This window comes from Streptomyces sp. NPDC007084, assembly GCF_040703595.1.
Lineage (GTDB): Bacteria > Actinomycetota > Actinomycetes > Streptomycetales > Streptomycetaceae > Streptomyces.
This window is the reverse complement of record NZ_JBEYFY010000034.1, coordinates 45,212-71,689: the sequence shown is the minus strand read 5'-3', so window position 1 is coordinate 71,689 and position 26,478 is coordinate 45,212. Positions and strand designations below refer to the sequence as shown.

Below are 26,478 nucleotides of genomic sequence, written 5' to 3'. Positions count from 1 at the left end.
GGCCGCGCCCGGGGCCGGCCGGCCCGGACCGGCCCCGGCCCGTCACAGGGCGCCGGCGTCGCGGGCGCTCCACAGGGTGGGGTGGATCGGGCGGAAGCCCAGCTCGTGGCGGATGCGGTCGGTGGAGACCACGCCGTGCCACGGATCGGGGTCGGTGCGCTCGTAGAGGACGGGCGGGATGCCGACCCCGTTGATCTGGTGCAGGTCGACGGTCGTGACGGGCGCGTCGTCGGCGATGTTGTAGATCCGGCCGGCCACACCGGGGGCGTACAGGAGGCGGCGCAGGCCCTGGGCGACGTCCACGTGGTGGACCATCTGCAGCCGCCGCCCGGCGGCCCAGTCCCCGGCCCACTGCATCACCGCGGCGAGATGCGGGTCGCCCTCCCCGTAGACGAAGGCGAGGCGTCCGATCCGGACGTCCATGCCGCCCTCCAGGGCGAGCAGCCCGCGCTCGGCCTCCACCTTCGACGCCGGGTAGGCGCCCCACAGCGGGCCGCCGGGCACGCTCTCGTCGTCCTCGGTGAGCGGCCGGCCCCGGCCCGCCCCGTACGCCAGGTTCGTGCTGACCTGCACGAACCGCCGCACGCCTGAGGCCACGGCGGCGCGGCCCAGGTCCAGGGCGGCGTCCCGGTTGACCGCCCAGGCCTCGTCGTCCGGCACGCCCCGGAAGGCGGCGGCGATGTTCACCACCGCGTCGACGTCCGCCAGCGCTTTGCCGAGGCTCCCGGCGTCCCGCAGGTCGCCGACGGCGACCTCCGCGCCGAGGGCGGCGAAGGGCTCCGCCCGGGACGCGTCGCGGACCAGGACCCGCACCCCGTCCCCCGGGGGTGCCTGCTGAAGGAGGCGGGGGACGAAGCGGCGTCCGACCTCGCCGGTGGTTCCGGTCACCAGTGTCAGCATGATGTGCTCCTCTCGTCGGCCTCCACCGTCCGCCGGCGGCGGCCCCGGCGGGAGAGACCTCCTGATCCAGGGACCGGCGATGCCTGGATAAGCCGGGCGACCGGGTCCACGCTGGAGGGGTGAACCGAGCCGAACTCGCCGACTTCCTGCGCCGCGCCCGCGCCCGCCTGAGCCCCTCCGACGTGGGGCTCACGGCCGGTTCCCGGCGCCGTACACCGGGCCTGCGCCGCGAGGAGGTGGCGGCGCTCGCCGGTATGTCCGTGGACTACTACACGCGCCTGGAGCAGTCGCGCGGCCCGCGCCCCTCCCGGCAGATGCTCGGCGCGCTGGCCCGGGCCCTGCGGCTGACCGGCGACGAACGGGACCATCTCTTCCACCTGGCCGGGGAGGAGCCGCCCCGGGCGGGCAGCGCCTCGGAGCACGTCCGCCCCGGGCTGCTGCTGATCCTCGACCGGCTGCACGACGCGCCCGCGCTGGTCATGACCGACTACGGCGTCATCCTCGCGCAGAACGCCCTCTCGGCCGCGCTGACGGGGGACGCGGAGCCGGGGCGCAACGCCATCCGGGGGTTCTTCACCGACCCGCGCGTCCAGGACCTCTTCCCGCCCGAGGACCGGCCCGAGCACGCCCGCTCCCACGTCGCCAGTCTGCGCGCGGTCACGGCGGCCCGGCCCGACGACCCGGCCCCCGCCGCTCTGGTGGCCGAACTGCGCGCCGCGAGCCGGGAGTTCGCCGAGCTGTGGGAGGACCACGAGGTCGCGGTGCGGCGCTCGGCGACGAAGCGGTTCCTGCACCCGGCCGTCGGACTGCTGGAACTCGACTGCGAGGTCCTGCTCAGCTCCGGCGACAACCAGCTCCTGCTGGTCCACACGGCCCGCCCCGGCAGCGAGTCCCACGACCGCCTGCAACTGCTGCGCGTCCTCGGCCTCCAGAACATGTCCCCGGCCGCCGGCCCGAGGTGACCCGCGCGGGCCGGCACGGCCACCGGCGGCGGAGGAGGCGGGACGGCCTGCCGGGTCCCCGTTCCGCCGGCTCGAACACCTTGGTACGGCGGGCCCCCGACGATCAGGGACAATGGGCGCCATGAGCGTTCGCAACCAGTCATCCGAGCCGTCCGAGGACGGGGGCTCCAAGGCTCCCGAGGCAGTGGCACCCCACCGCGCCGGCTTCGCCTGTTTCGTGGGCCGCCCCAACGCGGGCAAGTCCACCCTCACGAACGCTCTGGTCGGCCAGAAGGTGGCGATCACCGCGAACCAGCCGCAGACCACCCGGCACACGGTGCGCGGCATCGTGCACCGGCCCGACGCGCAGCTCATCCTGGTCGACACCCCTGGCCTGCACAAACCCCGCACGCTGCTGGGCGAGCGGCTCAACGACATCGTGCGTACGACCTGGGCCGAGGTCGACGTGATCGGGTTCTGCCTGCCCGCGAACGAGAAGCTCGGCCCCGGTGACCGTTTCATCGCGAAGGAACTCGCGTCGATCAAGAAGACGCCGAAGATCGCGATCGTCACGAAGACCGACCTCGTCGACAGCAAGACGCTCGCCGAGCAGCTCATCGCGATCGACCAGCTCGGCCGCGAGCTGGGATTCGAGTGGGCCGAGATCGTGCCGGTGTCGGCGGTCGGCGACCAGCAGGTGGGCCTGCTGGCCGACCTGATCGTCCCGCTGCTGCCGGAGGGGCCCGCGCTCTACCCCGAGGGCGACCTCACCGACGAGCCGGAGCAGGTCATGATCGCGGAGCTGATCCGCGAGGCCGCCCTGGAGGGGGTGCGCGACGAGCTTCCGCACTCCATCGCCGTCGTCGTGGAGGAGATGCTGCCGCGCGAGGACCGGCCCGCCGACAAGCCGCTCCTGGACATCCACGCCTTCGTCTACATCGAGCGGCCCAGCCAGAAGGGCATCATCATCGGCCCCAAGGGCAAGCGGCTGAAGGACGTCGGCATCAAGTCCCGCAAGCAGATCGAGGCGCTGCTCGGCACGCCCGTCTTCCTCGACCTGCACGTGAAGGTCGCCAAGGACTGGCAGCGGGACCCGCGCCAGCTCCGCAAGCTCGGCTTCTGAGCGGTCCGGGGCCCGCGCGCGGGCCCCGGACCGGGTGACGTCCTGGCCGGAGCCGGTGTCAGCCCGCCGTGACCGTCAGACGGACGGCGCCGTCGAGCCCGGCCAGCAGCACCGGCGTCTTCGGCCCGCCGAGGTCGCGTACCGCCGCGCGGTCCTCGTCGGCCAGGGCGTCCGCCTCGGACACCACGGCCGCCGCCTCCAGGGACTTCGCCCCGGACGCCACCGCCATCGCCACGGCCGTCTGGAGCGCGCTCAGCCGCAGCGAGGGCAGCCCCACGGTCCCGGCGACATACGTCCGCCCGGTCTCGTCCCGTACGGCCGCGCCCTCGGGCACACCGTTGCGGGCGCGCGCGGAACGGGCCAGGGTGACGATCTTGCGGTCCTCGGGGTCGAGCGCGTTGCTGTCGGTCATGCCCAGAGCATACGAAGTACGCGCGCCCGCCCCCGCCGACGGGTCACCGGACACGGCGGACCGGCAGACACGACGAACCGGCGGCGGAGACCGCAAGCCGTCGGACCCGGCGGGTCAGCCGGCGACCGGGTACATCGAGCCGCGCCGGCCCTCCGGCGACGCAAGCCACTCCAGCTTCGCCGCCGTGTTCGCCTCCGGCAGCGGGGTGTGCAGCACGATCGTGAGGTCGGGGCGGACCGGCACCTTCATCGCGGTCGACTCCACGGCGAGCAGCCCGACCAGCGGATGGTCGAGTTCCTTGCGGAGCTGCCCGGCGTCCTGAATGTCGCGCTCCTCCCACAGCCGGGTGAACTCCTCGCTCACGCCGGTGAGCTGGTCCAGCACCTGCCGGAAACCCTCGTCGTCGGGGTCGGCGGCGGCGCAGGAGGCGCGGAACTGCGCGACGACGCTCCGCGCGTTCGCCTCCCAGGTGCGCGAACGGCCCCGGTAGAGCGGGTCGGTGAAGAAGTCGATCACACAGTTCTGGGTGTTCTCGGGCCGCATGCCGAGGACCACCGAGGCGGCGTCGTTGTACATCACGCAGTTGTAGTACGCGTCCATGATGTGCGCCGGATACGGCATCCACGTGTCGATCAGCCGGCGCAGCCCCTCGCACATGTCCCGGTCCGCGGGGGCGACTTCGGGCGCGGGCGGGTTCAGTCCGGCCAGCGTGTACAGATGGCGCCGCTCGGTGTTGCTCAGCCGCAGCACCCGGGCGACCGCGTCGAGGACCTGCGGCGAGACGGAGATGTCCCGTCCCTGCTCCAGCCACTGGTACCAGGAGGCGCCCACGCCCGCGAGGACGGCGACCTCCTCGCGGCGCAGCCCCGGTGTGCGGCGGCGGCCCCCGCCGTCCGGGAGCCCCGCCTCGGCGGGTGACACCCGCGCCCTGCGGCTCATCAGGAACTCGCGCAGCTCACTGCGCCGACGGGACTTGAGGACGTCCTCCGTCACGTGTGCCTCCCCCTTCGCCGCATGGACCGGCCCCCCTCGGTGACTGGTGGTGCGGCCACCAGCATAAGTACCGGCTCCCCACGGATATTCCGGCCGCCGGATGCTCTTGCCATGCCCATCGAGACCACCGCACAGACCACCGAACCCACCCTCGACTCCCCGGCCGCCGGCCGTGCGCCCGACGCCGGGGACGCCCGCCGGCCGGTGAACGGTCCGGCGAGGCGGCACCGACCACCCCGGCCCGGGCGGCTGTCACGGCGCGACAAGCTCGTGCTGTTCGTGCTGTGCGCCGCGCAGTTCATGGTCGCGCTGGACTTCTCCGTGCTGAACGTGGCGCTGCCCGTGCTCGGCGGCGACCTCGGCATGAGCCGGTCCGCGCTCCAGTGGGCGGTCACCGCGTTCGCCCTGCCGTCCGGCGGTTTCCTGCTCCTCTTCGGCCGCGTCGGCGACCTGTACGGCCGCCGCCGGCTCTTCCTCACCGGCCTCGCCCTGTTCGGGGCGGCCTCGCTGCTGGCGACCTTCGCCTGGGACCCGGCGTCCTTCCTGGCCGGCCGGGCGCTCCAGGGGCTCGGCGCCGCCGCGATCGTGCCGACCGGCATGTCGCTGCTGACCACCACGTTCCCGGAAGGGCCCGCGCGTGACCGGGCGCTCGGCGTCTCCGGCACGGTCCTGTCGCTGGGCTTCACCGTCGGGATGGTGGCGGGCGGTGTCCTGACCGACGTCCTCGGCTGGCGCTCGACCATGGGCCTGCTGTCGGTGTTCGCCCTGGTGGTGCTGCCGCTGGCGCCGGCCCTGCTGCCCGAGTCCCGCACCCCCGAGCGTCCCCGCCTGGACGTGCCGGGCGCGGTCACCGTCACCGGCGGCCTGCTGGCCCTCATCTACGCCCTGTCGACGGCCGCGGAGAACGGCTTCGGCGGCGCCGACGTCATCGTCACCCTCGTCGTCGGCGTCCTGCTGCTGGGCGCCTTCGTCCGCATCGAGTCACGGACCGCCGCCCCGCTCGTCAGCCTCCCGATGCTGCGCCGCCGCACGGTGGCCTGGGGCAATCTGGGCGGTCTGGTCACCTTCTCGATGATGTCGACGGTGGTGTTCGCGCTGACCCTCTACCTTCAGGAGACGCTCGGCCTGTCGGCGTTCGAGACGGGCCTGGTGTTCGGCGCGCAGGGCGTCATGTCGGCCGTCGCCGGGATGTACGCGCCGAAGGTCATCGGCCGGTTCGGCGCCCGCCGCACCCTGGTCGGCTCCCTGGCCGGACAGGGCCTGTTCGTCGCGGCGCTGCTGCCGGTGGGCGCGCAGGGCTGGTCGGTGTGGCTCGCGACGGCGGCGGTGTCGCTGGCGAGCATGTGCCACCTGGGCGCGATCATCTCGTACGGGCTGACCGTCACCTCGGGGGTGCCGGACGAGGAACAGGGCCTGGCGACCGGCCTGGTGACCTCCACCCAGCAGGTGGGCCTCACGGTCGGCATCCCGCTCCTCGGTGTCCTCGCGACGACCTCGGACGACCTGCTGTCGGGCGTCCACACCGTGCTCACGCTGGACGCGGTGATCGTCCTCGCGGCGGCGGTCCTGGTCGCGGCGGGCCTCGGCCGGCCCGCCACGGAACGGACCCGCCCGGCTCGAAGGCGCGCGGACAGCTGAGCCGGTTCGGGAAGGGAGCCCGGGGCCCGGCGGACACCCGCCGGGCCCCGGCCCGCCGGAGGTCAGGGCCGGTCGAGCCGCAGCCGCTCGGCGCGCGGCAGACCGGCGACGACGAGATCGTACGAATCCTCGACCAGCTCCCGGACCAGACGGTCCGGGAGTCCGCCGTCCACCGTCACCGTGTTCCAGTGCCGCTTGTTCATGTGGTAGCCCGGCACGATCAGGCCCGGGTGCTGCTCGCGCAGCCGCAGGGCGTCCTGCGGGTCGCACTTGAGGTTGACCGTGAGCGGGCGCGCGTCCAGGCTGGTCAGCGCGAAGAGCTTGCCCAGCACCTTGAAGACCGAGGTCTCCGGGTTGAAGGGGAAGTCCTCCACCGAGGCGTTGAAGGACAGGCAGAACGCGCGCAGTTGCCGCGGGGTCACTCCGGTTTCTCCTCCTCCGCGGGCGCCTCGGCGGAGGCGACCGGCTCCACCAGCACCGTGACGATCTTGTTCCGGCGGCCGGCCGCGGCCTCCGCCGTGAGCCGCAGCTCCCGCCCGTCCGGCAGCGCGACGACCGAGGAGGCGCCCGCGATGGGCACCCGGCCGAGCGCCTTGGCGAGGAGGCCGCCGACGGTCTCCACGTCCTCGTCGTCGTACGCCTCGAAGCCGTACAGCTCCCCCAGGTCGCCGATGTCGAGGCGGGCGGTCACCCGGTAGCGGTCCTCGCCGAGGTCCGCGACGGGCGGCAGTTCACGGTCGTACTCGTCGGTGATCTCGCCGACGATCTCCTCCAGGATGTCCTCGATGGTGACGATGCCGGCCGTGCCGCCGTACTCGTCGATGACGACGGCCACGTGGTTGCGTTCCTGCTGCATCTCGCGCAGCAGGTCCCCCGCGTTCTTCGTGTCGGGCACGAAGGCCGCCGGGCGCATCGCCGTGGCCACCAGCTCCGATTCGGCGTCCCGGCTGATGTGCGTCTTGCGGGCCAGGTCCTTCAGATAGACGATCCCGACGATGTCGTCCTCGCTCTCGCCGGTTACCGGGATACGCGAGAAACCCGAGCGCAGCGCGAGGGTGAGGGCCTGCCGGATCGTCTTGTAGCGCTCGATGACGACGAGGTCCGTACGCGGCACCATCACCTCGCGGACGAGGGTGTCGCCCAGCTCGAAGACGGAGTGCACCATGCGGCGCTCCTCGTCCTCGATCAGGGACTCCTTCTCCGCGAGGTCGACCAGGGCCCGCAGCTCCGCCTCGGAGGCGAACGGGCCGCGCCGGAAGCCCTTGCCGGGGGTGAGCGCGTTGCCGATGAGGATCAGCAGGGAGGGGATGGGGCCCATCACCCGGGCCAGCGGCAGCAGGACGTAGGCGGCGGCCGTCGCCGTGTTCAGCGGGTGCTGGCGGCCGATGGTGCGCGGCGAGACGCCGACGGCCACGTACGACACGAGGACCATGACGGCGATCGCGACGGCGAGCGCCTGCCAGGTCTTGTCGAACTCCTTCAGGCAGGCGTAGACGACGAGCGCGGCGGCCGCCATCTCGCAGGCGACCCGGACGAGGAGCGCCACGTTCAGATAGCGCGTCGGGTCGGCGGCGACCTGGGCGAGTTTCGCGCTGCCGCGCCGGCCGCCGCGGACGGCCTCCTCGGCGCGGAAGCTGGAGACGCGGGCGAGGCCGGCCTCCGCGCAGGCGGCCAGCCAGGCGACGACGACGAGGGCGATGGCGCCGATGACAAGCTGCGGGCTCATGACACGGTCGGGGCCGGTGAGGGACCCGTCATGCCCTTCTCCGCGCGCCAGCCGTCCACGATGGCGGCCTGCAGACCGAACATCTCGGCCTTCTCGTCGGCTTCCTCGTGGTCGTAGCCGAGCAGGTGCAGCACTCCGTGGACGGTGAGCAGTTGCAGCTCCTCGTCCATGGAGTGCTGCGTCGGCGCGTCCTTGCCCTGCCGCTCGGCGACCTCGGGGCAGAGCACGATGTCGCCGAGCAGGCCCTGCGGCGGCTCGTCGTCGTCCTTGGACGGGGGCCGCAGCTCGTCCATCGGGAAGGACATGACGTCCGTCGGGCCCGGCAGGTCCATCCACTGGATGTGGAGCTGCTCCATGGCGTCGGTGTCCACGACGATCACCGACAGCTCGGAGAGCGGGTGGATGCGCATCCGCGCGAGCGCGTAGCGGGCGATGTCGAGGATCGCCTGCTCGTCGACCTCGGTTCCGGATTCGTTGTTGACGTCGATCGACATGGTCGTGCTGGTCTACTTCCCCTTGTGTCCGGCGTTCCCGCGGCCCTTGTGGGTGCCGTTCTCGGTGCCGTTCTCGCTGTCGTACTTCTCGTACGCGTCGACGATACGGCCGACCAGCTTGTGCCGGACGACATCCTGGGACGTGAGCCGCGAGAAGTGCACGTCGTCGACCCCTTCCAGGATGTCCTGCACCTGCCGCAGCCCGGACTTGGTCCCGCTCGGCAGGTCGACCTGCGTGACGTCACCGGTGATCACGATCTTCGACTCGAACCCGAGCCGGGTGAGGAACATCTTCATCTGCTCGGGGCTGGTGTTCTGCGCCTCGTCCAGGATGATGAAGGCGTCGTTGAGGGTGTTGTGCGTCAGCAGGTAGTCCTGCGTGACGTACAGCGAGTCCTCGGCCGCCACCTGGATGCAGACCGTCTCCTCCCTGCCCGCGGGCTCGATGCTGTCGATGAACCGCGTCGGGCGTCCACCGCCCCCGGCCGCCAGGTACGTGTCGCGCTTGCGGGCGAGGCGGAAGGGCTCGATGCCCTCGGGGAGGCGGATGTCGACGATGTGCGCGTCGGGGCGGTGCGCGCCATGTGCGGTTCCCCGCTTACGCCCCTCGGCCGTGCGGCGCCGGGTGTACGCGACACCGCCCAATGACCGGACCAGGGAGATCACGTCGTCGCGGAGCAGGATCGATGTCGTCGTGTACTGGATCCGGCAGGTGCGGTCCGTCTGGGTGACCGGACCGCCGTCCGAGTCCAGGAGCCCTTGGAGGACCGCCAGACGCACCTCGGCCGAGTTGTGCAGGTAGTCGTCGGGCACGAACCTGGAGTGCGAGCGGGTCCTGAGCAGGTCCAGCTCGCGCAGGGTCCGCGTGACCGGGTTCTCCAGTGTGACCACGTCGCCCGGGCTCCTGACCCGGTTGAGCATGGAGTCCGGGCCGCCTCGGTGCCGGACGGTGATCCCCGGAAGCGCGGCGTCCAGCGCCTGTGCCAGCTCCTGGTCCTCCGAGGAGAACGCGGGCGTGGTGGAGCCCGTCAGGCAGCCGTCACCGAGGAGGAGGCCCAGCGCGTACGGATCCATGGGGACCTCACGCTCCGGCATGCTGACCGGCGCCGTGAGCATCGGCAGCTCGTACCGGCGGGCGTGCGCCGCCCGCAGGTTGCCGATCATCTCCTGGGTCTCCAGCACCCGCCAGGGCTTGTCGCGGCGCTCGTCGTCGCGCGTCCGCACCGTCCAGAGGTGCTCGCCGCAGGCCAGTGTCCAGGAACCGTCCTGGGCGGCGACCCGGTAGACGTCCTTCTCCCCTTGCGGGTAGACACCGAGAACCGGGGTCGGCTCGCCGTTCGATCCGATGACCAGGTCACCGACCTGAAGGCCGCCGATGGGACGCCAGCCTTCCGGTGTCAGGACGTTCGTGAACAGCGGTTGCGCCCGGCCCCGCATGTACGCCAGCGGGGCCACCTCGATCGTGCCCGAGGCCATCAGCTTCGGGATGGAGTCCGGGTCGAGCATGTCGTGCAGGGCGTCGTACAGGGGGCGCAGGTAGGGGTCGATCTTCTCGTAGAGCGTGCCCGGGAGGAAGCCGAGGCGCTCGCCGGCCTCGACCGCGGGGCGGGTCAGGATGATGCGGTTGACCTGCTTGGACTGCAGGGCCTGGACGGCCTTGGCCATGGCGAGGTAGGTCTTGCCCGTACCGGCGGGGCCGATGCCGAACACGATGGTGTGCTTGTCGATGGCGTCGACGTAGCGCTTCTGGTTGAGCGTCTTGGGGCGGATGGTGCGGCCGCGCGAGGACAGGATGTTCTGCGTGAGCACGTCGGCCGGTGTCTCCGGGCCGTCGCCCTCCCCGTTCTCGCTCGCCCTGAGCATGGCGATCGAGCGTTCCACTGCGTCCTCCGTCATGGGCTGCCCCGTGCGGAGCACCAGCATCATCTCGTCGAACAGGCGCTGGACGAGAGCGACTTCACCGGCGTCGCCGACCGCACTGATCTCGTTGCCCCGGACGTGGATGTCGGCCGCCGGGAAGGCCTTCTCGATCACGCGCAGCAGGGCGTCTCCGGATCCCAGGACGGTCACCATGGGGTGCTTGGCCGGGACGGTGAAGTGTGCGCGCGACTGCCCCTGGGCGGGGCCGTGAGCTGTGGGTGTCTGAGTCATGGGCCGGCTCTGTAGGCCTGCGTATCCTCCTCGGTCGGCACGCTTGCCACATGGGCAGCCTTGCGTCTCCCAGCGTACGTCGCGGCGCTGACAGAGCCGTAGGGCTTTTCCTCACGTCACGCGGTCGTGACCTCACGCCGAGCGGCCGAAGCCGATCGTCGGGACCGCGCGTCGCAGCGGCCAGGGGCGGGTCACGGCGGGGAGGAGGCCTTCCAGGAAGGCGTAGCGGCGCAGGGCGGCGGGGTCCTGGTCGTCGACGGACTGGACGCGGCGCCACCAGGCGGCGATCTCCGACCAGCCGGGCGCGGACAGCGAGCCGCCGAAGTCCTGGACGGAGAGGGCGGCGGTGAGGCCGGCGAAGGCGAGGCGGTCGGCGAGCGGCCAGTCGGCGAGGGTGCCCATGACGAAGCCGGCGACGAAGACGTCTCCGGCGCCGGTGGGGTCGAGTGCCTCGACGGCGATCGCGGGGACGGCGGCGCTCTCGCCGGTGCGGCCGTCGACGGCGTAGGCGCCCTCGGCGCCGAGGGTGACGACGGCGAGCGGCACGTGGTCGGCGAGGGCGTGGGCGGCGGCGCGGGGGCAGTCGGCGCCGGTGTAGCGCATGGCTTCCTCGGCGTTCGGCAGGAAGGCCTCGCAGTGCGCGAGGTCGGCGAGGCCGGCCAGGTCCCAGCGGCCGGTGTCGTCCCAGCCGACGTCGGCGAAGATGCGGGTGCCGCGGCTCGCGGCCTGGGCGATCCAGGGGGCGCGGACGCCGGGGGTGAGGGAGGCGACGGCGGCGCGGGCGATGGGCGGGCACTCGGGGGCCGCTTCGACGGGGGGCGGTTCGTGGCCGTGGCTGACCATGGTGCGTTCGCCCTCGTAGGCCATGGAGACGGTGACCGGGGAGTGCCAGTCGGGCACGGTGCGGGAGGCGGAGAGGTCGATGCCCTCGCCCTGTTCGAGGGCGTCCCAGCAGTACTCGCCGTAGTGGTCGTCCCCGAAGGCGGCGGCCAGGGAGGTCCGCAGGCCGAGCCGGGCCAGGGCGGTGGCCATGTTGGCGACGCCGCCGGGGCTCGAACCCATGCCGCGCGCCCAGGACTCGGTGCCGCGGACGGGGGCGGAGTCGAGGCCGGTGAAGATGATGTCGAGGAAGACGGTGCCGGTGAGGTAGACGTCCCAGGGCGGGTCCTGCGGTGTGCGCAGCCCGGCGAGCGGGTCAACATGGGCCTGGCCGAACGGTCCTTCGCCGTTGGACGCGATCACGGTGCGCTCCCTGGGGTGGTTACGGGATCTGGCCAGTGTGCACCACACCGCCCACAAGGGGCCGTGGGTCACGCCGGTAAGCGCTCCCTGGGCCGGTTCCGCGGTTTCGCCGTGCCGGGCCCGCGAGCGGCCGGTGCCGTCCGGGCGGGTGTCCTCGGACCGGCGCGGGCGGGGGCAGGGGCCGCCTCACCTGCGGGAACGGACCCGCCGCGCGTGTCCGGAGCGGGCCGGGAACCCCGGCCGGCCCGGGAAATTCGGGCCTTCCTACCCCAGTCCGCTCACCGCAAACGGGAAGTGCTCCAGATCACAGGCTCCCGCCTTCTTTCGGACGGGGCCGCCTTGATACAAATTGCCCGCGCGTTCCTGTCCGTCGACAGCCGCCCAATCCCCTTCTTGAGCCGCTTCTTTCGCATGCCCTGGGAACGCCCGTGTCCGCCCGCACCACCACGCCCTGGCCCCTCGTCGCCCTTTTCACGGCCGGGTACCTCGCCGCGTATCTGCTCCCCACCACCGTCGGCCGCCTCGACTCGGGTCTGCCGCTGTCGGCGACCCAGGCCGGTGCCATCGGCAGTGTCCTGCTGATGAGTTCGGCCTCGGCCGGCTTCCTGCTCGCCTCCCGCGTCGACCGTTTCGGCCCCCGCCGGCTGGCCCGCGCCGGTCTGCTCCTCGCGGTGGCCGGCTACGGCACCGCCGCGCTGTCGGACGCGCTCCCCCTCGTCGTGGCCGGCGCGGTCCTCGGCGGCTTCGGCTCCGGTACGGCCACCACGGTCGCCGCGACCGGGATCGCCGGCCGGCGCGACCCGCACCGGGTGACCACGCTGGGCCTGCTCGGCGTCTCCGCCCTCGCGGGCGCCCTGTATCTGACGATCCCGCACCTGGGCCCGGCGCACGGCGTCCCACTGGCCGCGATCGCCGTGACGGCCCTGCTCGTCCTGCCCCTGACGGGCCGTCTGCCCGCCCGCGCCCCGGCGGCGCGGGCCGTGCGGCCCGCCGGTCCGCTCCCTTGCCGCCGCTCCGGCCTGCTGCTCGCCGCGGCGATGTTGTTCTGGTCGCTCGCCCAGAACTCCCTGTGGGGGGTGAGCGGCCGGATCGGTCTGACGCAGGCGGGCCTCGGCGAGGTCACGGTCGGCGCGGTGTTCGCGGTGGCGCTGGGCGCCGGACTCATCGGCGTCGTCTGCGCGGGCGTGCTCGGCCCGCGGCTCGGCCGGGCGCTCCCGATCGGCCTGGGCACGGTCCTCATCGCCGGGTGCATCGCGCTGAGCGCGGCGTCGACCGATCTGACGTCCTTCGCGACGGGCGAGATCGCCTGGAACACGCTGTACCCGGTCGTCCTGTCGTACGTGATCGGTCTCGCCGCGTCGATGGACCAGCGGGGCCGGTGGGCGGTCCTGGTCGGCTCCGCGTCCTCGCTGGGCACGGCGTGCGGGCCGCTCACCGGCAGTCTGCTGTCGGCGCTCGCGGGTTACCCGGCGATGGGCCTGGTCCTGGCGGCCGGCCTGCTGCTGGTCACCGTCCCGATGACGTTCGTCGCCCTGCGCCCGCGCCCCGGCCAGATCGTGGAGACCTCGGCCCTGGACATCCCGGTCGTGGAGATCCCGGTCGTGGAGATCCCGCTCGCCGAGATCCCGGCCCCGGACATCCCGGTCGTGGAGATCCCCGTCGTCGAGATCCCGGTCGTGGAGATCGCCGTGCCGGAGACCACGGCCCCGGAGACCGGCGTCTCGGACGCCAGGTCCGCGCGCCTCACGAGCGGCGAGGTCGCGGACCTGGCGGACCTTCTCGCGGAGAGCCCCTCCGCCGAGGACCCGTTCGCCCGCCGGCCGGCCGGGGTGAGCCCCCTGCCGCCGCTCACGTGAACTCGTACGCCTCCACCTCGGAGATATAACGGGCGCGCCGCTCCTCGTCGTGGTCCAGGAAGGACGCCTCGAACGAGTTGCGGGCCAGTTCCCGGAGCCGTTCGGGGCCGAGCCCGAGGGCCTCGCGGACCGCGCCGAAGGTGTCGCCGGCGTAGCCCCCGAAGTAGGCGGGGTCGTCGGAGTTGACCGTGCAGAGCAGGCCGGCGTCCAGCATGGCGGGCAGCGGGTGGTCCGCGAGGGTGTCCACGGCGCGCAGCCGTACGTTCGACAGCGGGCAGAGCGTCAGCGGCACCCGGTCCCGGACGAGCCGTTCGACCAGCTCGGGGTCCTCCATGCAGCGCAGCCCGTGGTCGACGCGCTCGACGCCGAGGACGTCGAGGGCCTCGGTGATGTACGCCGGCGGCCCCTCCTCACCGGCGTGCGCGACGCGGCGCAGCCCGAGCGCGGCGGCGGCCTCGTACACCTCGCGGAACTTCACGGGCGGGTGGCCGACCTCGGCGGAGTCGAGGCCGATGCCGGCGATCCGGTCCAGATACGGCCTTGCCGCGTCCAGGGTGTCCATGGCGGACTCGGCGGACTCGTCGCGCAGGAAGCACATGATGAGCTGGGTGGAGACGCCGTGGTTCTCCTCGCTGCGTCCGAGCGCCCGCCACAGCCCCTCGACCACCGTCCCCATGGGCACGCCCCGCGCGATGTGCGCCTGCGGGTCGAAGAAGATCTCCGCGTGCCGGACGCCCTGCGCGGCGGCCCGGGCGAGGTAGGCGTCGGCCAGGTCGGCGAAGTCCTGCTCCGTCCGCAGCACGGCCATGAGTTCGTAGTACAGGTTCAGGAACGACTGGAGGTCATCGAAGAGGTACGCCTTGCGCAGGTCCTCGGTGTCCGCGTACGGCAGGGTGACGCCGTTGCGGGCGGCGAGGGCGAAGGCCAGCTCGGGTTCGAGGGTGCCTTCGATGTGGAGGTGCAGTTCAGCCTTGGGGAGGGACATCGAAGCATCGTACGGTCGGATACCGGACAGTCCGAAACCGGGACCTTCCCGGCGCTCCCCGCACGAGGCCCGGCACCTGACGGGTCCGGCACCCGCGCCTCGCCCGTCCGGCACCGGCACCTCGCCCGTCCGGCACCGGCACCTCGCCCATCCGGGACCGGCGCCTGACGGGTCCGGGCCCGGCGCCTCGCCCGTCCGGGACCGGCATCTCGCGCGTCCCGGTCCGTCGGGGCGGCCGGCGAGGGCCGTCCCTTCAACGACGCTTGGGAACCGGCACCCTCACCAGGTCGTGCGCCACGGTCAGTTCGCCGTCGAAGCCGGCCGCGCGAGCCTCCTGTTCGAAGGCGGCGGGGTCGGAGTAGCGCTGGCTGAAGTGGGTGAGCACGAGGTGGCGTACACCCGCCTCCTTGGCGACCCGGCCCGCCTGGCCGGCGGTGAGGTGGCCGTGGTCGGAGGCGAGCCGGTGGTCGCCGTCGAGGAACGTCGACTCGATGACGAGCAGGTCGCAGCCCTCGGCCAGCGCGTCCACGCCCTCGCACAGCCGGGTGTCCATGACGAACGCGAACCGCTGGCCGCGCCGCACCTCGCTGACGTCGTCGAGGGTGACCCTGCGCAGGGTGCCCTCGCGGTGCAGCACTCCGACGTCGGGTCCCTGGATGCCGTGGGCGGCCAGCCGCTCGGGCAGCATGCGCCGCCCGTCGGGTTCGACCAGCCGGTAGCCGAAGGACTCGACGGGGTGGGAGAGCCGGCGGGCCTCCAGCGTGTAAGCGGGGGTCGTGGCGATGACGCCGTCGGCGGAGACCGGCGCCTCGGTGATCGGAACGGTCTCCCGGTAGGCGGTGGAGTGGCGCAGCCGCTCGAAGAAGTGCTGCCCGGACAGCGGGTAATGGGCGGTCACCTCGTGCGGGACGCGGTCCAGGTTGACGCGCTGGATCACGCCGGGCAGGCCGAGCGCGTGGTCGCCGTGGAAGTGGGTGACCAGGAGGCGGTTGAGGTCGTGCGCGGCGATTCCGGCCCGCAGCATCTGACGCTGGGTGCCCTCGCCGGGGTCGAAGAGCAGGCCCTCGCCGTCCCAGCGGAGCAGATAGCCGTTGTGGTTGCGGTGCCGGGTCGGGACCTGGCTCGCGGTCCCGAGGACGACCAGTTCACGTGCGGACAAGGCGGGCTATCCGGGCGGCCACTGGAGTCCGCGGCCGCCCAGCAGGTGGGCGTGCGCGTGGAAGACGGTCTGTCCGGCGCCGCTGCCCGTGTTGAACACGATGCGGTAGCTGTCGAGCTTCTCCTCGGCCGCGATCTCGCCGGCGTCGCGCAGCACGTCCGCGGCGACCGTGGGTTCGGCGGCGGCGAGGGAGGCGGCGTCCGGGTAGTGCAGCTTGGGGATGACCAGGATGTGCGTCGGCGCCTGCGGGCTGATGTCGCGGAACGCCACGGTCGTGTCGGTCTCGCGTACCACCGTCGCCGGGATCTGTCCCGCCACGATCTTGCAGAACAGGCAGTCGTCCTGCGCCTCGCCCACCATGCGTGTGCTCCTCACGCCAGCCGATCATTACCCTGCGCATGCTAGGGCATGTCGTTTGGATCATGTGGCGGGTCGCGGGGCTCGGCCCAACCGACAAGGCGCCGCACTCGGGCGCCACCCGATCCGAACGGCACGCCCTGGCGGCCCGCGCGAGTGGGCGGCTCGCGGCCGCCCACTCCGCCGGTCACAGCGGGGGCAGCGCCGGCGCCGTCTTCGCCGGGTTCTCCTCCAGGGCCGCGAGCGCGATACGGACCGCCTCGTCGAGCTGGGTGTCGCGGCCGGCCGCGTGGTCCTGCGGTGCCTGGACGACCTCGACGTCCGGGTCTACGCCGTGGTTCTCCACGTTCCACTCGTAACCCTCCAGCCAGAAGGCGTACTTGGGCTGGGTGACCAGGGTGCCGTCGACGAGGCGGTAGCGGCTGTCGATGCCGATGACGCCGCCCCAGGTGCGGGTGCCGACCACGGGGCCGATGCCGAGCGCCTTGATCGCCGCGTTGACGATGTCGCCGTCGGAGCCGGAGAACTCGTTGGCGACACAGACGACGGGGCCGCGCGGGGCGTCCTCGGGGTAGCTGTAGGGGCGCAGGCCGCGGGGCAGGTCCCAGCCGACGATCCGGCGGGCGAGTTTCTCCACGACGAGCTGGGAGGTGTGGCCGCCGCGGTTCTCCCGGACGTCCACGACGAGGCCTTCGCGGGCCACCTCGATGCGCAGGTCGCGGTGGAGCTGCGCCCAGCCGGAGCCGACCATGTCGGGGACGTGCAGGTAGCCGAGGCGTCCGCCGGACTTCTCGTGGACGTAGGCGCGCCGGTCGGCGACCCAGGCGTGGTAGCGCAGCGGTTCCTCGTCGGCGAGGGGGACGACGACGGCGTGCCGGGGGTCGCCGCCGCCGGCCGGCGAGACGGTCAGCTCCACGGGTTTGCCGGCGGTGCCGACGAGGAGGGGGCCTGGGCCGGTGACCGGGTCGACGGGCCGGCCGCCGACGGCGACGACGGCGTCCCCGGCGCGCACCGCGACGCCGGGTGCGGCGAGCGGGGCGCGGGCGTCGGGGTCGGAGGTCTCCGAGGGGAGGATCCGGTCGATGCGCCAACTGCCGTCCTCGTGGCGGGAGATGTCCGCGCCGAGGAGTCCCTGTGCGAGGTCGGCGCCGCGGTGGACGCCGTGCGGGGTGACGTAGGCGTGGGAGGTGCCGAGTTCCCCCTGGACCTCCCAGAGCAGGTCCACGAGGTCGTCGTGGGTGGCGACGCGGTCGAGGACGGGCCGGTAGCGGTCGAGGACGGCGTCCCAGTCGACGCCGCCGAGGTCGGGCCGCCAGAAGTTGTCCCGCATGAGGCGGCCGGTCTCGTCGTACATCTGGCGCCACTCGGCGGCCGGGTCGACGGTCTGGCGGACGCGGGAGAGGTCGACGGTGATGTTGCTGTCGCTCTCGTCGTCGTTCGAGGCGCGCCGGTCGCTGGGGACGACCTTGAGCTTTCCGTCGGTCCACAGCAGGACCCGTTTGCCGTCGCCGGTGACGGTGAAGTGGTCGGCGTCGGCGGCGAGGTGTTCGATGCGCTGCTGGGCGAGGTCGTACCGCTCCAGTTCGGTCCTCGGGTCCGGGTCGTCCGGGGTGGCGCGGGAGGCGCCGAGCACGCCCCGGACGGGGTGGCGCAGCCAGAGCACGCCGTCCTTGGCGGCGCGCAGGGTGGAGTAGCGGGCGGCCTCGACGGGGAAGGGGACGATCCGGTCGGCGAGTCCGTCGAGGTCGATCCGGGTGCTGGGGGCGCCCTCGCTGTCGGGGGTCTCGTCCTTGTCGGGTGCCTCGAAGGGGCGGCCGTGCCGCTGCGGTCCGAAGGGGGACGGCGTGGTGGCGGCGAGGGTGATGAGGTAGGGGCGGGAGCCGCCGACGAAGGCCAGGTCGAAGACGTGCTCGTCGTAGACGGGGTCGAAGGCGCGGGCCGACAGGAACGCAAGGTGCTTGCCGTCGAGGGTGAAGGCGGGCGAGTAGTCGCGGAAGCGCAGCGGGGTCGCCTCGGTGACGGACAGGTCGGTGGTGTTGGCGACGCGGAGCTGGCGCAGCGGGCGCGGGCCGGGGTGGGACCAGGCGAGCCAGGCGGAGTCGGGTGAGAAGACCAGGCCGCTCGCCTCGCCGTCCTCGCTGCGGTCGACCTCGCGGACCTCGCCGGTCTCCCGTTCCACGAGCAGGACGCGTCCGTCGTGCGAGGCGACGGCGGCGCGGCTGCCGTCGGGTGAGACGGCGAGGCCGAGGACGCGGCCGAGGGCGCCGGCGGCGAGCCGGCGCGGGGTGGCTCCGGGGGCGACGCCGGTGGCGGGCGCGAACTCCAGGGCGTCGTCGCCCTCGGCGTCCGTCACCCACACGACGTACTCCTCGCCGTCGGCGCGGAAGGCGCGGGGCAGCCGGGCGCGGACGCCGGGTTCGGCGGCGAGCGCGCGGGCCGGTCCTGAGCGGTGGGTGATCCAGTGGACGGCGCCGCGTACGTTGACGGCGCTGCCGCGTCCGGTGTGGTCGGGGGCGGCGGCGGAGAACCAGCGGGCGGCGCTGACGGGGTGCGGCTGCTGGTCGGCGCGCTGGCCGCCGAGGCGGATGTCGAGGCGGCGCGGTTCGGCGCCGTCGAGGTCGTCCAGGAGCCAGAGTTCGCCCGCCGAGGAGTACACGACGCGGGTGCCGTCGGTGGAGGCGTGCCGGGCGTAGAACCCGTCGAGGGGGGTGTGGCGGCGCAGGTCGGTGCCGTCGGCGAGGGAGGAGTACAGGGCGCCGACGCCTTCGTGGTCGGAGAGGAAGGCGATGCGCTCGCCGGCCCAGAAGGGGTACTCGATGTTCCCGTCGAGGTCGTCGTGGAGGCGGACGAAGTCGCCCTCGCCTCCGCGGTCGATCCACAGCTTGCCGGCGGTGCCGCCGCGGTAGCGCTTCCACCAGGCGGCCTCGCGGCCCATCGGGGCGGACAGCAGGACGACGCCGGGCCCGCCGTGGGCGACGTCGCCGACGGGGCCGTAGGGCAGCAGGGTGGCGGGGCCGCCGTCGAGCGGGACGGCGCGGGCCCAGCTCCGGCGCAGGCTGGCCTGGCCCTGGGTGCTGAGGGCGAGGATGTGTCCCTCGGGGGTCCAGCCGCGGACCTGGGTGCGTGAACTGCCCCAGTAGGTCAGGCGTCTGGTGGGTCCGCCGGCCAGGGAGGCGGCGTGGACCTCGGGGGCGCCGTCGCGGGTGGACGTCCAGGCGACGGTGGTGCCGTCCGGGGAGACGCGGGGGTGGTTCACCGGGGCGTTGTCGGCGCTGACGCGCCAGGCCCGGCCGCCGCCGTCCAGGGGGGCGGCCCAGATGTCGTCCTCGGCCGTGAAGACGGCCAACTCGCCGTGCAGGTGCGGAAAGCGGAGATACGCGGGGGGTACGGACTCTGTCACCAGGTCACCCTACGCAGCCGGGGCGCGGCCCGGCAGGGGTTTGCGATCACTTGGCCGGCGGACGGCGGCCGGGTCACTTGCCCTGGGTGGGCCAGCAGGTGGGGTCGCCCTTGCACCACATGGTCTTCGTGACGGTGACCGTGACGGTGGGGGCCGGACCGTTCGGCGGGCGGTAGGTGGCGGGCGGGGTGGGGTTGCCGGCGGTGTCGCAGTTGCCGAGGCCGCTCACGTGGAACTTCTGCCGGCCGCCGACGGTGCCGGTCAGGTCGCCGCGTACACAGGCGCCGTTGACGGCGCGGGTGACCTTGCCCTTGACGACGATGTCCCGTCCGTCGCCGGTCTGGCCCCGGCAGTCGACGGAGGCGACGGTGTTCTCGGTCGGCGCGGGTGACTTGCCGGGGGTGTAGCCCTTGCCGGCGTTGCCGTAGTTGGCGGTGCAGGTGAGCCACCGCACGTCCACGTTCTGCCGTTCGAGCTGTCTGGTCGCCGTCTGGTCGGTGGTGTAGGCCACGGTGGCGGGGCTGAGTCCGCCGCCGGGTTCGCAGGCGGTCGCGCCGAACACGCCGGCCGCGCCCAGTGTGAGGGCGGCCAGTGTCCGCCCGCGTGCCGTCCGGCTCCTGATCCGTCTCAAAGCCCCCATGGACGGCAGCGTGCCACCGCCGGGCGCGGTGCGGTAGACCGCATGCGGCCATGAGCGGGACTTCCACCCGAAGGAGTCGTGGCCGGGGGCAGGTTCAGCCGCGCAGGAGCAGCCACTCCTGGAGTTCCACGAGGTTGCCCTCGGGGTCCTTGAGGTGGGCGACGCGCATCCGGTCGGTCAGGGGGGCGGGTCCGTGCAGCACGGTGGCGCCGCGGGCGGCGAGCTGTTCGCAGTAGGTGTCGAGGTCGTCCACCCGCAGGACGACCAGGGAGCGGTGTCCGGTGACGTCCTCGCGGATCTCGCCCAGGATCTCGGCCATCATCGCCCGGTCCTGGAGGGCGATGCCCGCGGAGCCGGTGACGGGGCTGAACTTCTCGTACGGGCCCTCGGTGGCGCCCGACTGGGGCTTGAGGCCGAGGACTTCGGAGTAGAAGCGGTAGCAGGCGGCGAAGTCGGAGACGAGCAGCCGTACCTGGGCGAGTTCCACGCGGATCTCCCGTGGGTGGCGGGCGGTTGGGTCGGGACCTGCGGGCGGCCGGGCGAGGGCCTGGTGCGGTCGGGTCAGGACCAGCGGCCGGTGCGGGCCAGCAGGAGGGCCGCGGCGACGGTTCCGGCCGTCGACGTACGCAGCACCGTACGCCCGAGGTGGTACGTCCTCGCGCCCGCCTCCGTGAAGAGGGCGACCTCCTCGGGGGAGATGCCGCCCTCGGGGCCGACGACCAGGACGATCTCGCCGGTGGCGGGCAGTTCGGCGGTCGCGAAGGGTTCGGTGCCCAGCTCGGGGTCCTCGTGCAGGACGGCGGCGAGGTCGGCGCCCGCGAGGAGCGCGGCGACCTGCTTGGTGGTCATGGCGTCCGCGACCTCGGGGAAGCGCACCCGGCGGGACTGCTTGCCGGACTCGCGGGCGGTGGCACGCCACTTGGCGAGCGCCTTGAGGCCCCGGTCGCCCTTCCACTGGGTGATGCAGCGGGAGGCGGCCCAGGGGACGATCGCGTCGACGCCGGTCTCCGTCATGGTCTCGACGGCCAGTTCGCCCCGGTCTCCCTTGGGGAGTGCCTGGACGACGGTGATCCGGGGCTGCTCGGCGGGCTCCTCGCTCACCGAGTCCATCCGGACGATCAGCCGGTCCTTGCCCTCGGTGTCGAGGACGACGCAGTCGGCCCAGCGGCCGGCCCCGTCGGTGAGGACGACGTCCTCGCCGGCGCGCAGCCGCTTCACGGAGACGGCGTGCCGCCCCTCGGGCCCGTCGAGGACGTAGCGTCCGCCGCCGCCCGCGTCGAAGTGCTCGACCAGGAACACGGGTGCCGTCATCGGGCCGTGCCCCCGTCCTCGGTGCCGTCGGACGACGACAACGCTGTCCTGGCGGCGGCGAGTTCGGCGGCCAGCACCTCCACGAGCCGCCCGGCGGGCAGGTCGCGGGCCATCCGGTGGCCCTGGCCCGCCCACAGCGCCATGCCCTGCGCGTCGGCGGCCTTCGCGGCGGCCTTGCGCAGCGGTGAGGTCAGGTGGTGGACGTCGGGGTACGCGGCGGGGGCATAGGGGCCGTGCTCGCGCAGGAACCGGTTGACCAGGCCGCGGGCCGGGCGCCCGGAGAAGGCGCGGGTCAGCTCGGTGCGCGCGAACAGCGGGTTGGTGAGCGCTTCCTTGTGGACGGCGTTGGCGCCGGACTCGGGGGTGGCGAGGAAGGCGGTGCCGAGCTGGGCGGCGTCCGCGCCGGCGGCGAGGACGGCGGCGATCTGGCTGCCGCGCATGATGCCTCCGGCGGCGACGACCGGGATGTCCACGCTCTCGCGGACCTGGGCGACCAGGGAGAGCAGTCCGACGCCCGCGCCGTCGGTCTCCGGGTTGTCGCGGTGGGTGCCCTGGTGTCCGCCCGCCTCGACGCCCTGCGCGACGACCGCGGCGGCGCCCGCCCGCTGTACGGCGAGGGCCTCCTCGGCGGTGGTCGCGGTGACCAGGGTGAGGGTGCCCGCGCGGTGCAGGGACTCCAGCACGTCCGGCGCCGGGACGCCGAAGTGGAAGGAGACCACCGGCACCGGGTTGTCGAGGAGGACGGCGAGTTTGGCGTCGTAGCCGTCGTCCCGGCCGCTGTCCGGGTCGCCGAGTTCGGTCTCGTACCAGGCCGCCTCGCCGGCGAGCTGGTTGGCGTAGACCTCGACGGCGGCGGGGTCCGCGTACTCGGGCTGCGGCATGAAGAGGTTGACGCCGAAGGGACGGCCGGTCAGCCCGCGCAGTTGTTTGATCTCCTGGTACATGCCGTCGGCGGTCTTGTACCCGGCGGCGAGGAAGCCGAGCCCGCCGGCCTCGGACACGGCGGCCGCGAGCTGGGGGACGGAGACGCCGCCCGCCATGGGGGCCTGCACGATCGGGTGAGGGAGGAGATCGGTCAGCGCGGAGGACATGACGGCATGTTGTCACGTCCTCCGTACAAGTCCGAATCCGGCCGTCCGCCGGTTCAGGGACCGCGCGGCGGGCCGGCACGGGGTGGCGGGCCACCCCGTGCCGCGCTTGGCTCAGCGGCCGTTGAAGGCGTCCTTCAGCCGGGAGAAGAGGCCCTGCTGACCGGGCTGGAACTGGCCGGTGGGCCGCTCCTCGCCGCGCAACTGGGCCAGCTCGCGCACCAGCCGCTCCTGCTCGGGGTCGAGCTTGGTCGGCGTGGTCACCTCGACGTGCACGATGAGGTCGCCGCGCCCGCCGCCGCGCAGATGCGTGACGCCCCGGCCGTGCAGCGGGATCGACTGGCCGGACTGGGTGCCCGGGCGGATGTCGACCTCCTCCATGCCGTCGAGGGTCTCCAGCGGCACCTTGGTGCCGAGGGCCGCGGCGGTCATCGGGATGGTGACCGTGCAGTGCAGGTCGTCGCCGCGGCGCTGGAAGGTGGAGTGCGGCAGCTCGTGGATCTCGACGTACAGGTCGCCGGCGGGGCCGCCGCCGGGGCCGACCTCGCCCTCGCCCGCGAGCTGGATGCGCGTGCCGTTGTCCACACCGGCCGGGATCTTGACCGTGAGGGTGCGGCGGGAGCGGACCCGGCCGTCGCCCGCGCACTCGGGGCACGGGGTGGGGACGACGGTGCCGAAGCCCTGGCACTGCGGGCAGGGCCGCGAGGTCATGACCTGGCCGAGGAAGGACCGCGTCACCTGGGACACCTCGCCGCGGCCGCGGCACATGTCACAGGTCTGCGCTGAGGTGCCGGGGGCGGCGCCCTCGCCGTTGCAGGTGGCGCAGACGACGGCCGTGTCGACCTGGATGTCCTTCGTGGTGCCGAAGGCCGCCTCGTCCAGCTCGATCTCCAGCCGGATCATGGCGTCCTGGCCGCGGCGGGTGCGCGAGCGCGGTCCGCGCTGCGACGCCGTGCCGAAGAACGCGTCCATGATGTCCGAGAAGTTCCCGAAGCCGCCCGCGCCGAAGCCGCCGGCCCCTCCGCCGCCCTGCTGGGACAGCGGGTCGCCGCCGAGGTCGTAGACCTGCTTCTTCTGCGGGTCCGACAGCACCTCGTAGGCGGCGTTGATCTCCTTGAAGCGCTCCTGCGTCTTCGGATCGGGATTGACGTCCGGGTGCAGCTCGCGCGCGAGCCTCCGGAACGCCTTCTTGATCTCGTCCTGGGACGCGTCGCGGCGCACGCCGAGTACGGCGTAGTAGTCCGTGGCCACTTACGACTCCGCCAGGATCTGTCCGACGTACCGTGCCACCGCTCGTACCGCTCCCATCGTTCCCGGGTAATCCATGCGGGTCGGGCCGACCACGCCGAGTTTGGCTACTGCCTCGCCGCCCGAACCGTAACCGACGGAGACCACGGACGTGGAGTTGAGTCCCTCATACGCGTTCTCGTGACCGATTCGCACGGTCATGCTCGAATCCCCGGCCTCCCCGAGCAGCTTGAGGAGCACGACCTGCTCCTCCAGCGCTTCGAGCACCGGCCGGATGGTGAGAGGGAAGTCATGTCCGAAACGGGTGAGATTGGCGGTCCCGCCGATCATCAGCCGCTCCTCGGTCTCCTCGACAAGCGTCTCCAGCAGGGTGGAGAGCACGGTCGAGACCGTACCCCGGTCCTCCGCCTCGAAGGCGTCCGGGAGGTCCTGCACGAGCTGCGGGACGTCCGCGAAGGGGCGGCCCGCGACCCGGCTGTTGAGCCGGGCCCGCAGATCGGCGAGCGATGCCTCACCGAACGGCGCGGGGCAGTTGATCATGCGTTGCTCGACCCGGCCGGTGTCCGTGATCAGCACGAGCATCACGCGCGCGGGGGCGAGTGACAGCAGCTCCACATGCCGCACGGTCGAGCGGGTCAGCGAGGGGTACTGCACGACGGCGACCTGCCGGGTGAGCTGCGCGAGCAGCCGCACGGTCCGGCCCACGACGTCGTCCAGGTCGACGGCGCCGTCCAGGAAGTTCTGGATGGCGCGGCGCTCGGGCGCGGTCATCGGCTTGACGCCCGCGAGCTTGTCGACGAAGAGCCGGTATCCCTTGTCGGTCGGGATGCGCCCGGCGCTGGTGTGCGGCTGGGCGATGTAGCCCTCGTCCTCCAGGACCGCCATGTCGTTGCGGACGGTCGCCGGCGAGACGCCGAGCCGGTGCCGCTCGGTGAGCGCCTTGGAGCCGACCGGCTCCTCGGTGCCCACGTAGTCCTGGACGATGGCACGGAGCACCTCAAGCCTGCGTTCACTGAGCATCGCGCACACCTCCAGAAGTCGGCTCCGTGGTCTTCGTGGCCTTCGTGGCTTTTCGCCTGGCACTCAACGCGCCCGAGTGCCAGCGTTCCCCGGGTCAGTGTACGGCGGTGAGGCACGGCCCCGGCAAGGGCGGGGCCCGCGATGTCGTGTGCGACACGCGGTGACGGTTAGCGTCGCCGTATGAGGGTGACTTGGGAAGAGCCGGGGTGGGAGCGGGTCGCGCCCGGGATCGGCCGGCGGCGGCTGCCGGGCTGGGACTGCACCGTCGGGCTGGTCGTCGGCGCGAGCGCGGCGCTGCTGGTCGACGCGGGCTCGCACCTGGCGGAGGGGGCGGCGCTGCGTGCCGGGGCGGGGCGGCTGCTCGGGCCGGGACGGCGGGTGACGCACCTCGCACTCACCCACCCGCATTTCGACCATGTCTTCGGCGCCGCCGCGTTCGCGGGGGCGGAGGTGTTCGGCGCGGCCGGGCTGGACGCGGCGCTCGCGGACGGGCGCGAGGAGCTGCGCGCGGACGCGGTGCGCAACGGTCTCGGCGCGGACGCGGCGGCCGAGGCGGCGGACCGGCTCGTGCGGCCCGGGCACCTCGTGCCGCCCGGGGGCGAGGTGGGCCTCGACCTGGGCGGCGGGGTGCGCGCGGTGCTGGCGAACGTGGGGCCCGGCCACACGGCCCACGATCTGGCGGTGCTGGTCCCGGGCGCGCCCGGGTCCGAGGGGGCAGAGGGGCCCGCGACGGTGTTCTGCGGCGATCTGGTGGAGGAGTCGGGCGAGCCCCAGGCGGGCCCCGACGCCGTGCCGTCCCGCTGGCCGGCCGCCCTCGACCGGCTGCTGGCGCTCGGCGGGCAGGACGCTGTGTACGTGCCCGGCCACGGAGCGCTGGTGGACGCGGCGTTCGTCCGGTCGCAGCGGGACGCGCTGGCCGCGCGTTTCGGCGTGTCGCGGTGAGCCCCGGCGGGCTTCTCCTATCGTCATGCGAATGCGCCAGTACTCTCCGGATCTGACCCCGCCGTGGAAGAAGCCCAAGCCCGTGCCCGAGGTCCCGGCGGACCCCGGTCTGGTGGTCGAGGAGCCAGGGACGGGTTTCTGCGGCGCGGTGATCGGCTGCGAGGCGGGCACGGTCACCCTGGAGGACCGCTTCGGCAAGCACCGGGTGTTCCCGATGGAGCCGCGCGGCTTCCTGCTGGAGGGCAGGGTGGTGACCCTGGTCCGCCCGACGGCGGCGGCGCCGGTACGTCCGAGCCGTACCGCGTCCGGCTCGGTGGCGGTGCCCGGCGCGCGTGCCCGGGTCGCGCGGGCCGGCCGTATCTATGTGGAGGGCCGGCACGACGCCGAGCTGGTCGAGCGGGTCTGGGGTGACGACCTGCGCGTCGAGGGGGTCGTCGTGGAGTACCTGGAGGGCGTGGACGACCTGCCCGCCATCGTCGAGGAGTTCGCGCCGGGCCCGGACGCCCGGCTCGGTGTGCTCGTCGACCACCTGGTGCCGGGCTCGAAGGAGTCCCGGATCGCGGCGGCGGTGACGAGCGAACACGCCCTGGTGCTCGGCCATCCCTACATCGACATCTGGGAGGCCGTGAAGCCGTCCTCGGTGGGCATCCCCGGCTGGCCCCGGGTCCCGCGCGGCCAGGACTGGAAGACGGGCGTGTGCCGGGCGCTGGGCTGGCCGGACAACACCGGCGCCGCCTGGCAGCACATCCTGTCCCGCGTCCGCTCCTACAAGGACCTTCAGCCCGAACTCCTGGGCCGGGTCGAGGAACTGATCGATTTCGTGACCGCCCCGGAGTAGCCCGGCCGGCCGGT

Annotated in this window: 24 protein-coding genes; 6 read left to right on the top strand and 18 right to left on the bottom strand. The window is 73.2% G+C overall.

From position 1 onward, the window contains the following. Nucleotides 1–42: 42 nt before the first annotated feature. Nucleotides 43–900 (bottom strand): NAD-dependent epimerase/dehydratase family protein, encoded by an 858-nt coding sequence (locus AB0912_RS24595; RefSeq protein ID WP_366703232.1) that lies wholly within the window; start codon nucleotides 898–900, stop codon nucleotides 43–45. Between the two features lie 119 nt (nucleotides 901–1,019). On the opposite strand from AB0912_RS24595, the gene AB0912_RS24590 reads away from it, so the two are divergent. Both AB0912_RS24590 and era read left to right on the top strand, forming a co-directional pair. Continuing rightward, nucleotides 1,020–1,862, top strand: coding sequence for a helix-turn-helix transcriptional regulator (locus tag AB0912_RS24590; protein ID WP_366703230.1), 843 nt, complete (start codon nucleotides 1,020–1,022; stop codon nucleotides 1,860–1,862). Between the two features lie 112 nt (nucleotides 1,863–1,974). Next, nucleotides 1,975–2,964 (top strand): GTPase Era, encoded by a 990-nt coding sequence (gene era, locus AB0912_RS24585; RefSeq protein ID WP_366703228.1) that lies wholly within the window; start codon nucleotides 1,975–1,977, stop codon nucleotides 2,962–2,964. Between the two features lie 58 nt (nucleotides 2,965–3,022). Here era and AB0912_RS24580 read toward each other — a convergent pair whose 3' ends face one another. Both AB0912_RS24580 and AB0912_RS24575 read right to left on the bottom strand, forming a co-directional pair. Then, nucleotides 3,023–3,376: a cytidine deaminase gene (locus AB0912_RS24580; protein WP_366703226.1), complete on the bottom strand. Its 354-nt coding sequence runs from the start codon at nucleotides 3,374–3,376 to the stop codon at nucleotides 3,023–3,025. 114 nt (nucleotides 3,377–3,490) lie between these two features. Continuing rightward, the gene (locus AB0912_RS24575) at nucleotides 3,491–4,315 is read right to left on the bottom strand and encodes a helix-turn-helix transcriptional regulator (RefSeq protein ID WP_366703242.1); all 825 of its coding nucleotides are present in this window, start codon (nucleotides 4,313–4,315) and stop codon (nucleotides 3,491–3,493) included. Between the two features lie 165 nt (nucleotides 4,316–4,480). On the opposite strand from AB0912_RS24575, the gene AB0912_RS24570 reads away from it, so the two are divergent. Then, nucleotides 4,481–6,007: an MFS transporter gene (locus AB0912_RS24570; RefSeq protein ID WP_366703224.1), complete on the top strand. Its 1,527-nt coding sequence runs from the start codon at nucleotides 4,481–4,483 to the stop codon at nucleotides 6,005–6,007. A 62-nt stretch (nucleotides 6,008–6,069) separates the two neighbouring features. On the opposite strand, the gene AB0912_RS24565 is transcribed toward AB0912_RS24570, so the two are convergent. The 5 genes from AB0912_RS24565 to AB0912_RS24545 all read right to left on the bottom strand — a co-directional run bounded on the left by AB0912_RS24565 (nucleotide 6,070) and on the right by AB0912_RS24545 (nucleotide 11,620). After that, nucleotides 6,070–6,429 (bottom strand): MmcQ/YjbR family DNA-binding protein, encoded by a 360-nt coding sequence (locus AB0912_RS24565; RefSeq protein WP_366703222.1) that lies wholly within the window; start codon nucleotides 6,427–6,429, stop codon nucleotides 6,070–6,072. Continuing rightward, nucleotides 6,426–7,733 (bottom strand): hemolysin family protein, encoded by a 1,308-nt coding sequence (locus AB0912_RS24560; protein ID WP_366703220.1) that lies wholly within the window; start codon nucleotides 7,731–7,733, stop codon nucleotides 6,426–6,428. Before AB0912_RS24560 ends, AB0912_RS24565 begins: the two co-directional genes overlap by 4 nt. Further along, nucleotides 7,730–8,227 (bottom strand): rRNA maturation RNase YbeY, encoded by a 498-nt coding sequence (gene ybeY / locus AB0912_RS24555; protein WP_366703218.1) that lies wholly within the window; start codon nucleotides 8,225–8,227, stop codon nucleotides 7,730–7,732. Before ybeY ends, AB0912_RS24560 begins: the two co-directional genes overlap by 4 nt. A 12-nt stretch (nucleotides 8,228–8,239) precedes the next feature. After that, nucleotides 8,240–10,378, bottom strand: coding sequence for a PhoH family protein (locus AB0912_RS24550; protein ID WP_366703216.1), 2,139 nt, complete (start codon nucleotides 10,376–10,378; stop codon nucleotides 8,240–8,242). A gap of 132 nt (nucleotides 10,379–10,510) precedes the next feature. Continuing rightward, nucleotides 10,511–11,620 carry a PfkB family carbohydrate kinase gene (locus tag AB0912_RS24545; RefSeq protein WP_366703214.1) on the bottom strand — a complete coding sequence of 370 codons (1,110 nt, stop codon included), beginning with the start codon at nucleotides 11,618–11,620 and terminating at the stop codon, nucleotides 10,511–10,513. A 428-nt stretch (nucleotides 11,621–12,048) separates the two neighbouring features. Between AB0912_RS24545 and AB0912_RS24540 the strand changes: the two genes are divergently transcribed. Next, a complete protein-coding gene (locus tag AB0912_RS24540; protein WP_366703212.1) occupies nucleotides 12,049–13,476 on the top strand; it encodes an MFS transporter in 1,428 nt (475 codons plus the stop codon). On the opposite strand, the gene AB0912_RS24535 is transcribed toward AB0912_RS24540, so the two are convergent. From AB0912_RS24535 to hrcA, 10 genes are all read right to left on the bottom strand, one after another. Next, the gene (locus tag AB0912_RS24535; protein ID WP_366703210.1) at nucleotides 13,469–14,461 is read right to left on the bottom strand and encodes an adenosine deaminase; all 993 of its coding nucleotides are present in this window, start codon (nucleotides 14,459–14,461) and stop codon (nucleotides 13,469–13,471) included. The two genes, AB0912_RS24540 and AB0912_RS24535, sit on opposite strands and share 8 nt — an antisense overlap. A gap of 253 nt (nucleotides 14,462–14,714) precedes the next feature. After that, entirely contained in the window at nucleotides 14,715–15,620 is a 906-nt protein-coding gene (locus AB0912_RS24530) for a ribonuclease Z (RefSeq protein WP_366703208.1), read from the bottom strand. 6 nt (nucleotides 15,621–15,626) lie between these two features. Beyond that, on the bottom strand, nucleotides 15,627–15,980 hold the full coding sequence (locus AB0912_RS24525; protein WP_366703240.1) for a histidine triad nucleotide-binding protein: 354 nt from the start codon (nucleotides 15,978–15,980) through the stop codon (nucleotides 15,627–15,629). A gap of 184 nt (nucleotides 15,981–16,164) precedes the next feature. Then, nucleotides 16,165–19,377: a S41 family peptidase gene (locus AB0912_RS24520; RefSeq protein ID WP_366703206.1), complete on the bottom strand. Its 3,213-nt coding sequence runs from the start codon at nucleotides 19,375–19,377 to the stop codon at nucleotides 16,165–16,167. A 73-nt stretch (nucleotides 19,378–19,450) separates the two neighbouring features. Beyond that, complete coding sequence (locus tag AB0912_RS24515; protein ID WP_366703204.1) at nucleotides 19,451–20,017, bottom strand: hypothetical protein; 567 nt, start codon at nucleotides 20,015–20,017, stop codon at nucleotides 19,451–19,453. 94 nt (nucleotides 20,018–20,111) lie between these two features. Beyond that, on the bottom strand, nucleotides 20,112–20,504 hold the full coding sequence (locus AB0912_RS24510) for a VOC family protein (RefSeq protein ID WP_366703202.1): 393 nt from the start codon (nucleotides 20,502–20,504) through the stop codon (nucleotides 20,112–20,114). A gap of 74 nt (nucleotides 20,505–20,578) precedes the next feature. Further along, a complete protein-coding gene (locus AB0912_RS24505) occupies nucleotides 20,579–21,328 on the bottom strand; it encodes a 16S rRNA (uracil(1498)-N(3))-methyltransferase (protein ID WP_366703200.1) in 750 nt (249 codons plus the stop codon). Then, nucleotides 21,325–22,419, bottom strand: coding sequence for a nitronate monooxygenase (locus AB0912_RS24500; RefSeq protein WP_366703198.1), 1,095 nt, complete (start codon nucleotides 22,417–22,419; stop codon nucleotides 21,325–21,327). The genes AB0912_RS24505 and AB0912_RS24500 overlap by 4 nt, the downstream gene beginning before the upstream one ends. Before the next feature lie 111 nt (nucleotides 22,420–22,530). Continuing rightward, nucleotides 22,531–23,667, bottom strand: a complete 1,137-nt coding sequence (gene dnaJ / locus AB0912_RS24495) for a molecular chaperone DnaJ (protein ID WP_366703196.1) — start codon at nucleotides 23,665–23,667, stop codon at nucleotides 22,531–22,533. Next, nucleotides 23,668–24,684 carry a heat-inducible transcriptional repressor HrcA gene (gene hrcA, locus AB0912_RS24490; RefSeq protein WP_366703194.1) on the bottom strand — a complete coding sequence of 339 codons (1,017 nt, stop codon included), beginning with the start codon at nucleotides 24,682–24,684 and terminating at the stop codon, nucleotides 23,668–23,670. Nucleotides 24,685–24,864: 180 nt separating this feature from the next. On the opposite strand from hrcA, the gene AB0912_RS24485 reads away from it, so the two are divergent. Further along, nucleotides 24,865–25,626 (top strand): MBL fold metallo-hydrolase, encoded by a 762-nt coding sequence (locus tag AB0912_RS24485; RefSeq protein ID WP_366703192.1) that lies wholly within the window; start codon nucleotides 24,865–24,867, stop codon nucleotides 25,624–25,626. Between the two features lie 31 nt (nucleotides 25,627–25,657). Continuing rightward, on the top strand, nucleotides 25,658–26,464 hold the full coding sequence (locus AB0912_RS24480) for a DUF3097 domain-containing protein (protein WP_366703190.1): 807 nt from the start codon (nucleotides 25,658–25,660) through the stop codon (nucleotides 26,462–26,464). The last annotated feature ends 14 nt before the right edge of the window (nucleotides 26,465–26,478 follow it).

What these genes read in the sequence shown, in the direction of transcription:
- AB0912_RS24595 (WP_366703232.1), bottom strand. Translation starts at nt 900, where the DNA reads ATGCTGACACTGGTGACCGGAACCACCGGCGAGGTCGGACGCCGCTTC.
- era (WP_366703228.1), top strand. Translation starts at nt 1,975, where the DNA reads ATGGGCGCCATGAGCGTTCGCAACCAGTCATCCGAGCCGTCCGAGGAC.
- AB0912_RS24580 (WP_366703226.1), bottom strand. Translation starts at nt 3,376, where the DNA reads ATGACCGACAGCAACGCGCTCGACCCCGAGGACCGCAAGATCGTCACC.
- AB0912_RS24575 (WP_366703242.1), bottom strand. Translation starts at nt 4,315, where the DNA reads ATGAGCCGCAGGGCGCGGGTGTCACCCGCCGAGGCGGGGCTCCCGGAC.
- AB0912_RS24570 (WP_366703224.1), top strand. Translation starts at nt 4,481, where the DNA reads ATGCCCATCGAGACCACCGCACAGACCACCGAACCCACCCTCGACTCC.
- AB0912_RS24560 (WP_366703220.1), bottom strand. Translation starts at nt 7,733, where the DNA reads ATGAGCCCGCAGCTTGTCATCGGCGCCATCGCCCTCGTCGTCGTCGCC.
- ybeY (WP_366703218.1), bottom strand. Translation starts at nt 8,227, where the DNA reads ATGTCGATCGACGTCAACAACGAATCCGGAACCGAGGTCGACGAGCAG.
- AB0912_RS24550 (WP_366703216.1), bottom strand. Translation starts at nt 10,378, where the DNA reads ATGACTCAGACACCCACAGCTCACGGCCCCGCCCAGGGGCAGTCGCGC.
- AB0912_RS24535 (WP_366703210.1), bottom strand. Translation starts at nt 14,461, where the DNA reads ATGTCCCTCCCCAAGGCTGAACTGCACCTCCACATCGAAGGCACCCTC.
- AB0912_RS24525 (WP_366703240.1), bottom strand. Translation starts at nt 15,980, where the DNA reads ATGGTGGGCGAGGCGCAGGACGACTGCCTGTTCTGCAAGATCGTGGCG.
- AB0912_RS24515 (WP_366703204.1), bottom strand. Translation starts at nt 20,017, where the DNA reads ATGGGGGCTTTGAGACGGATCAGGAGCCGGACGGCACGCGGGCGGACA.
- AB0912_RS24505 (WP_366703200.1), bottom strand. Translation starts at nt 21,328, where the DNA reads ATGACGGCACCCGTGTTCCTGGTCGAGCACTTCGACGCGGGCGGCGGC.
- AB0912_RS24500 (WP_366703198.1), bottom strand. Translation starts at nt 22,419, where the DNA reads ATGTCCTCCGCGCTGACCGATCTCCTCCCTCACCCGATCGTGCAGGCC.
- hrcA (WP_366703194.1), bottom strand. Translation starts at nt 24,684, where the DNA reads ATGCTCAGTGAACGCAGGCTTGAGGTGCTCCGTGCCATCGTCCAGGAC.
- AB0912_RS24485 (WP_366703192.1), top strand. Translation starts at nt 24,865, where the DNA reads ATGAGGGTGACTTGGGAAGAGCCGGGGTGGGAGCGGGTCGCGCCCGGG.
- AB0912_RS24480 (WP_366703190.1), top strand. Translation starts at nt 25,658, where the DNA reads ATGCGCCAGTACTCTCCGGATCTGACCCCGCCGTGGAAGAAGCCCAAG.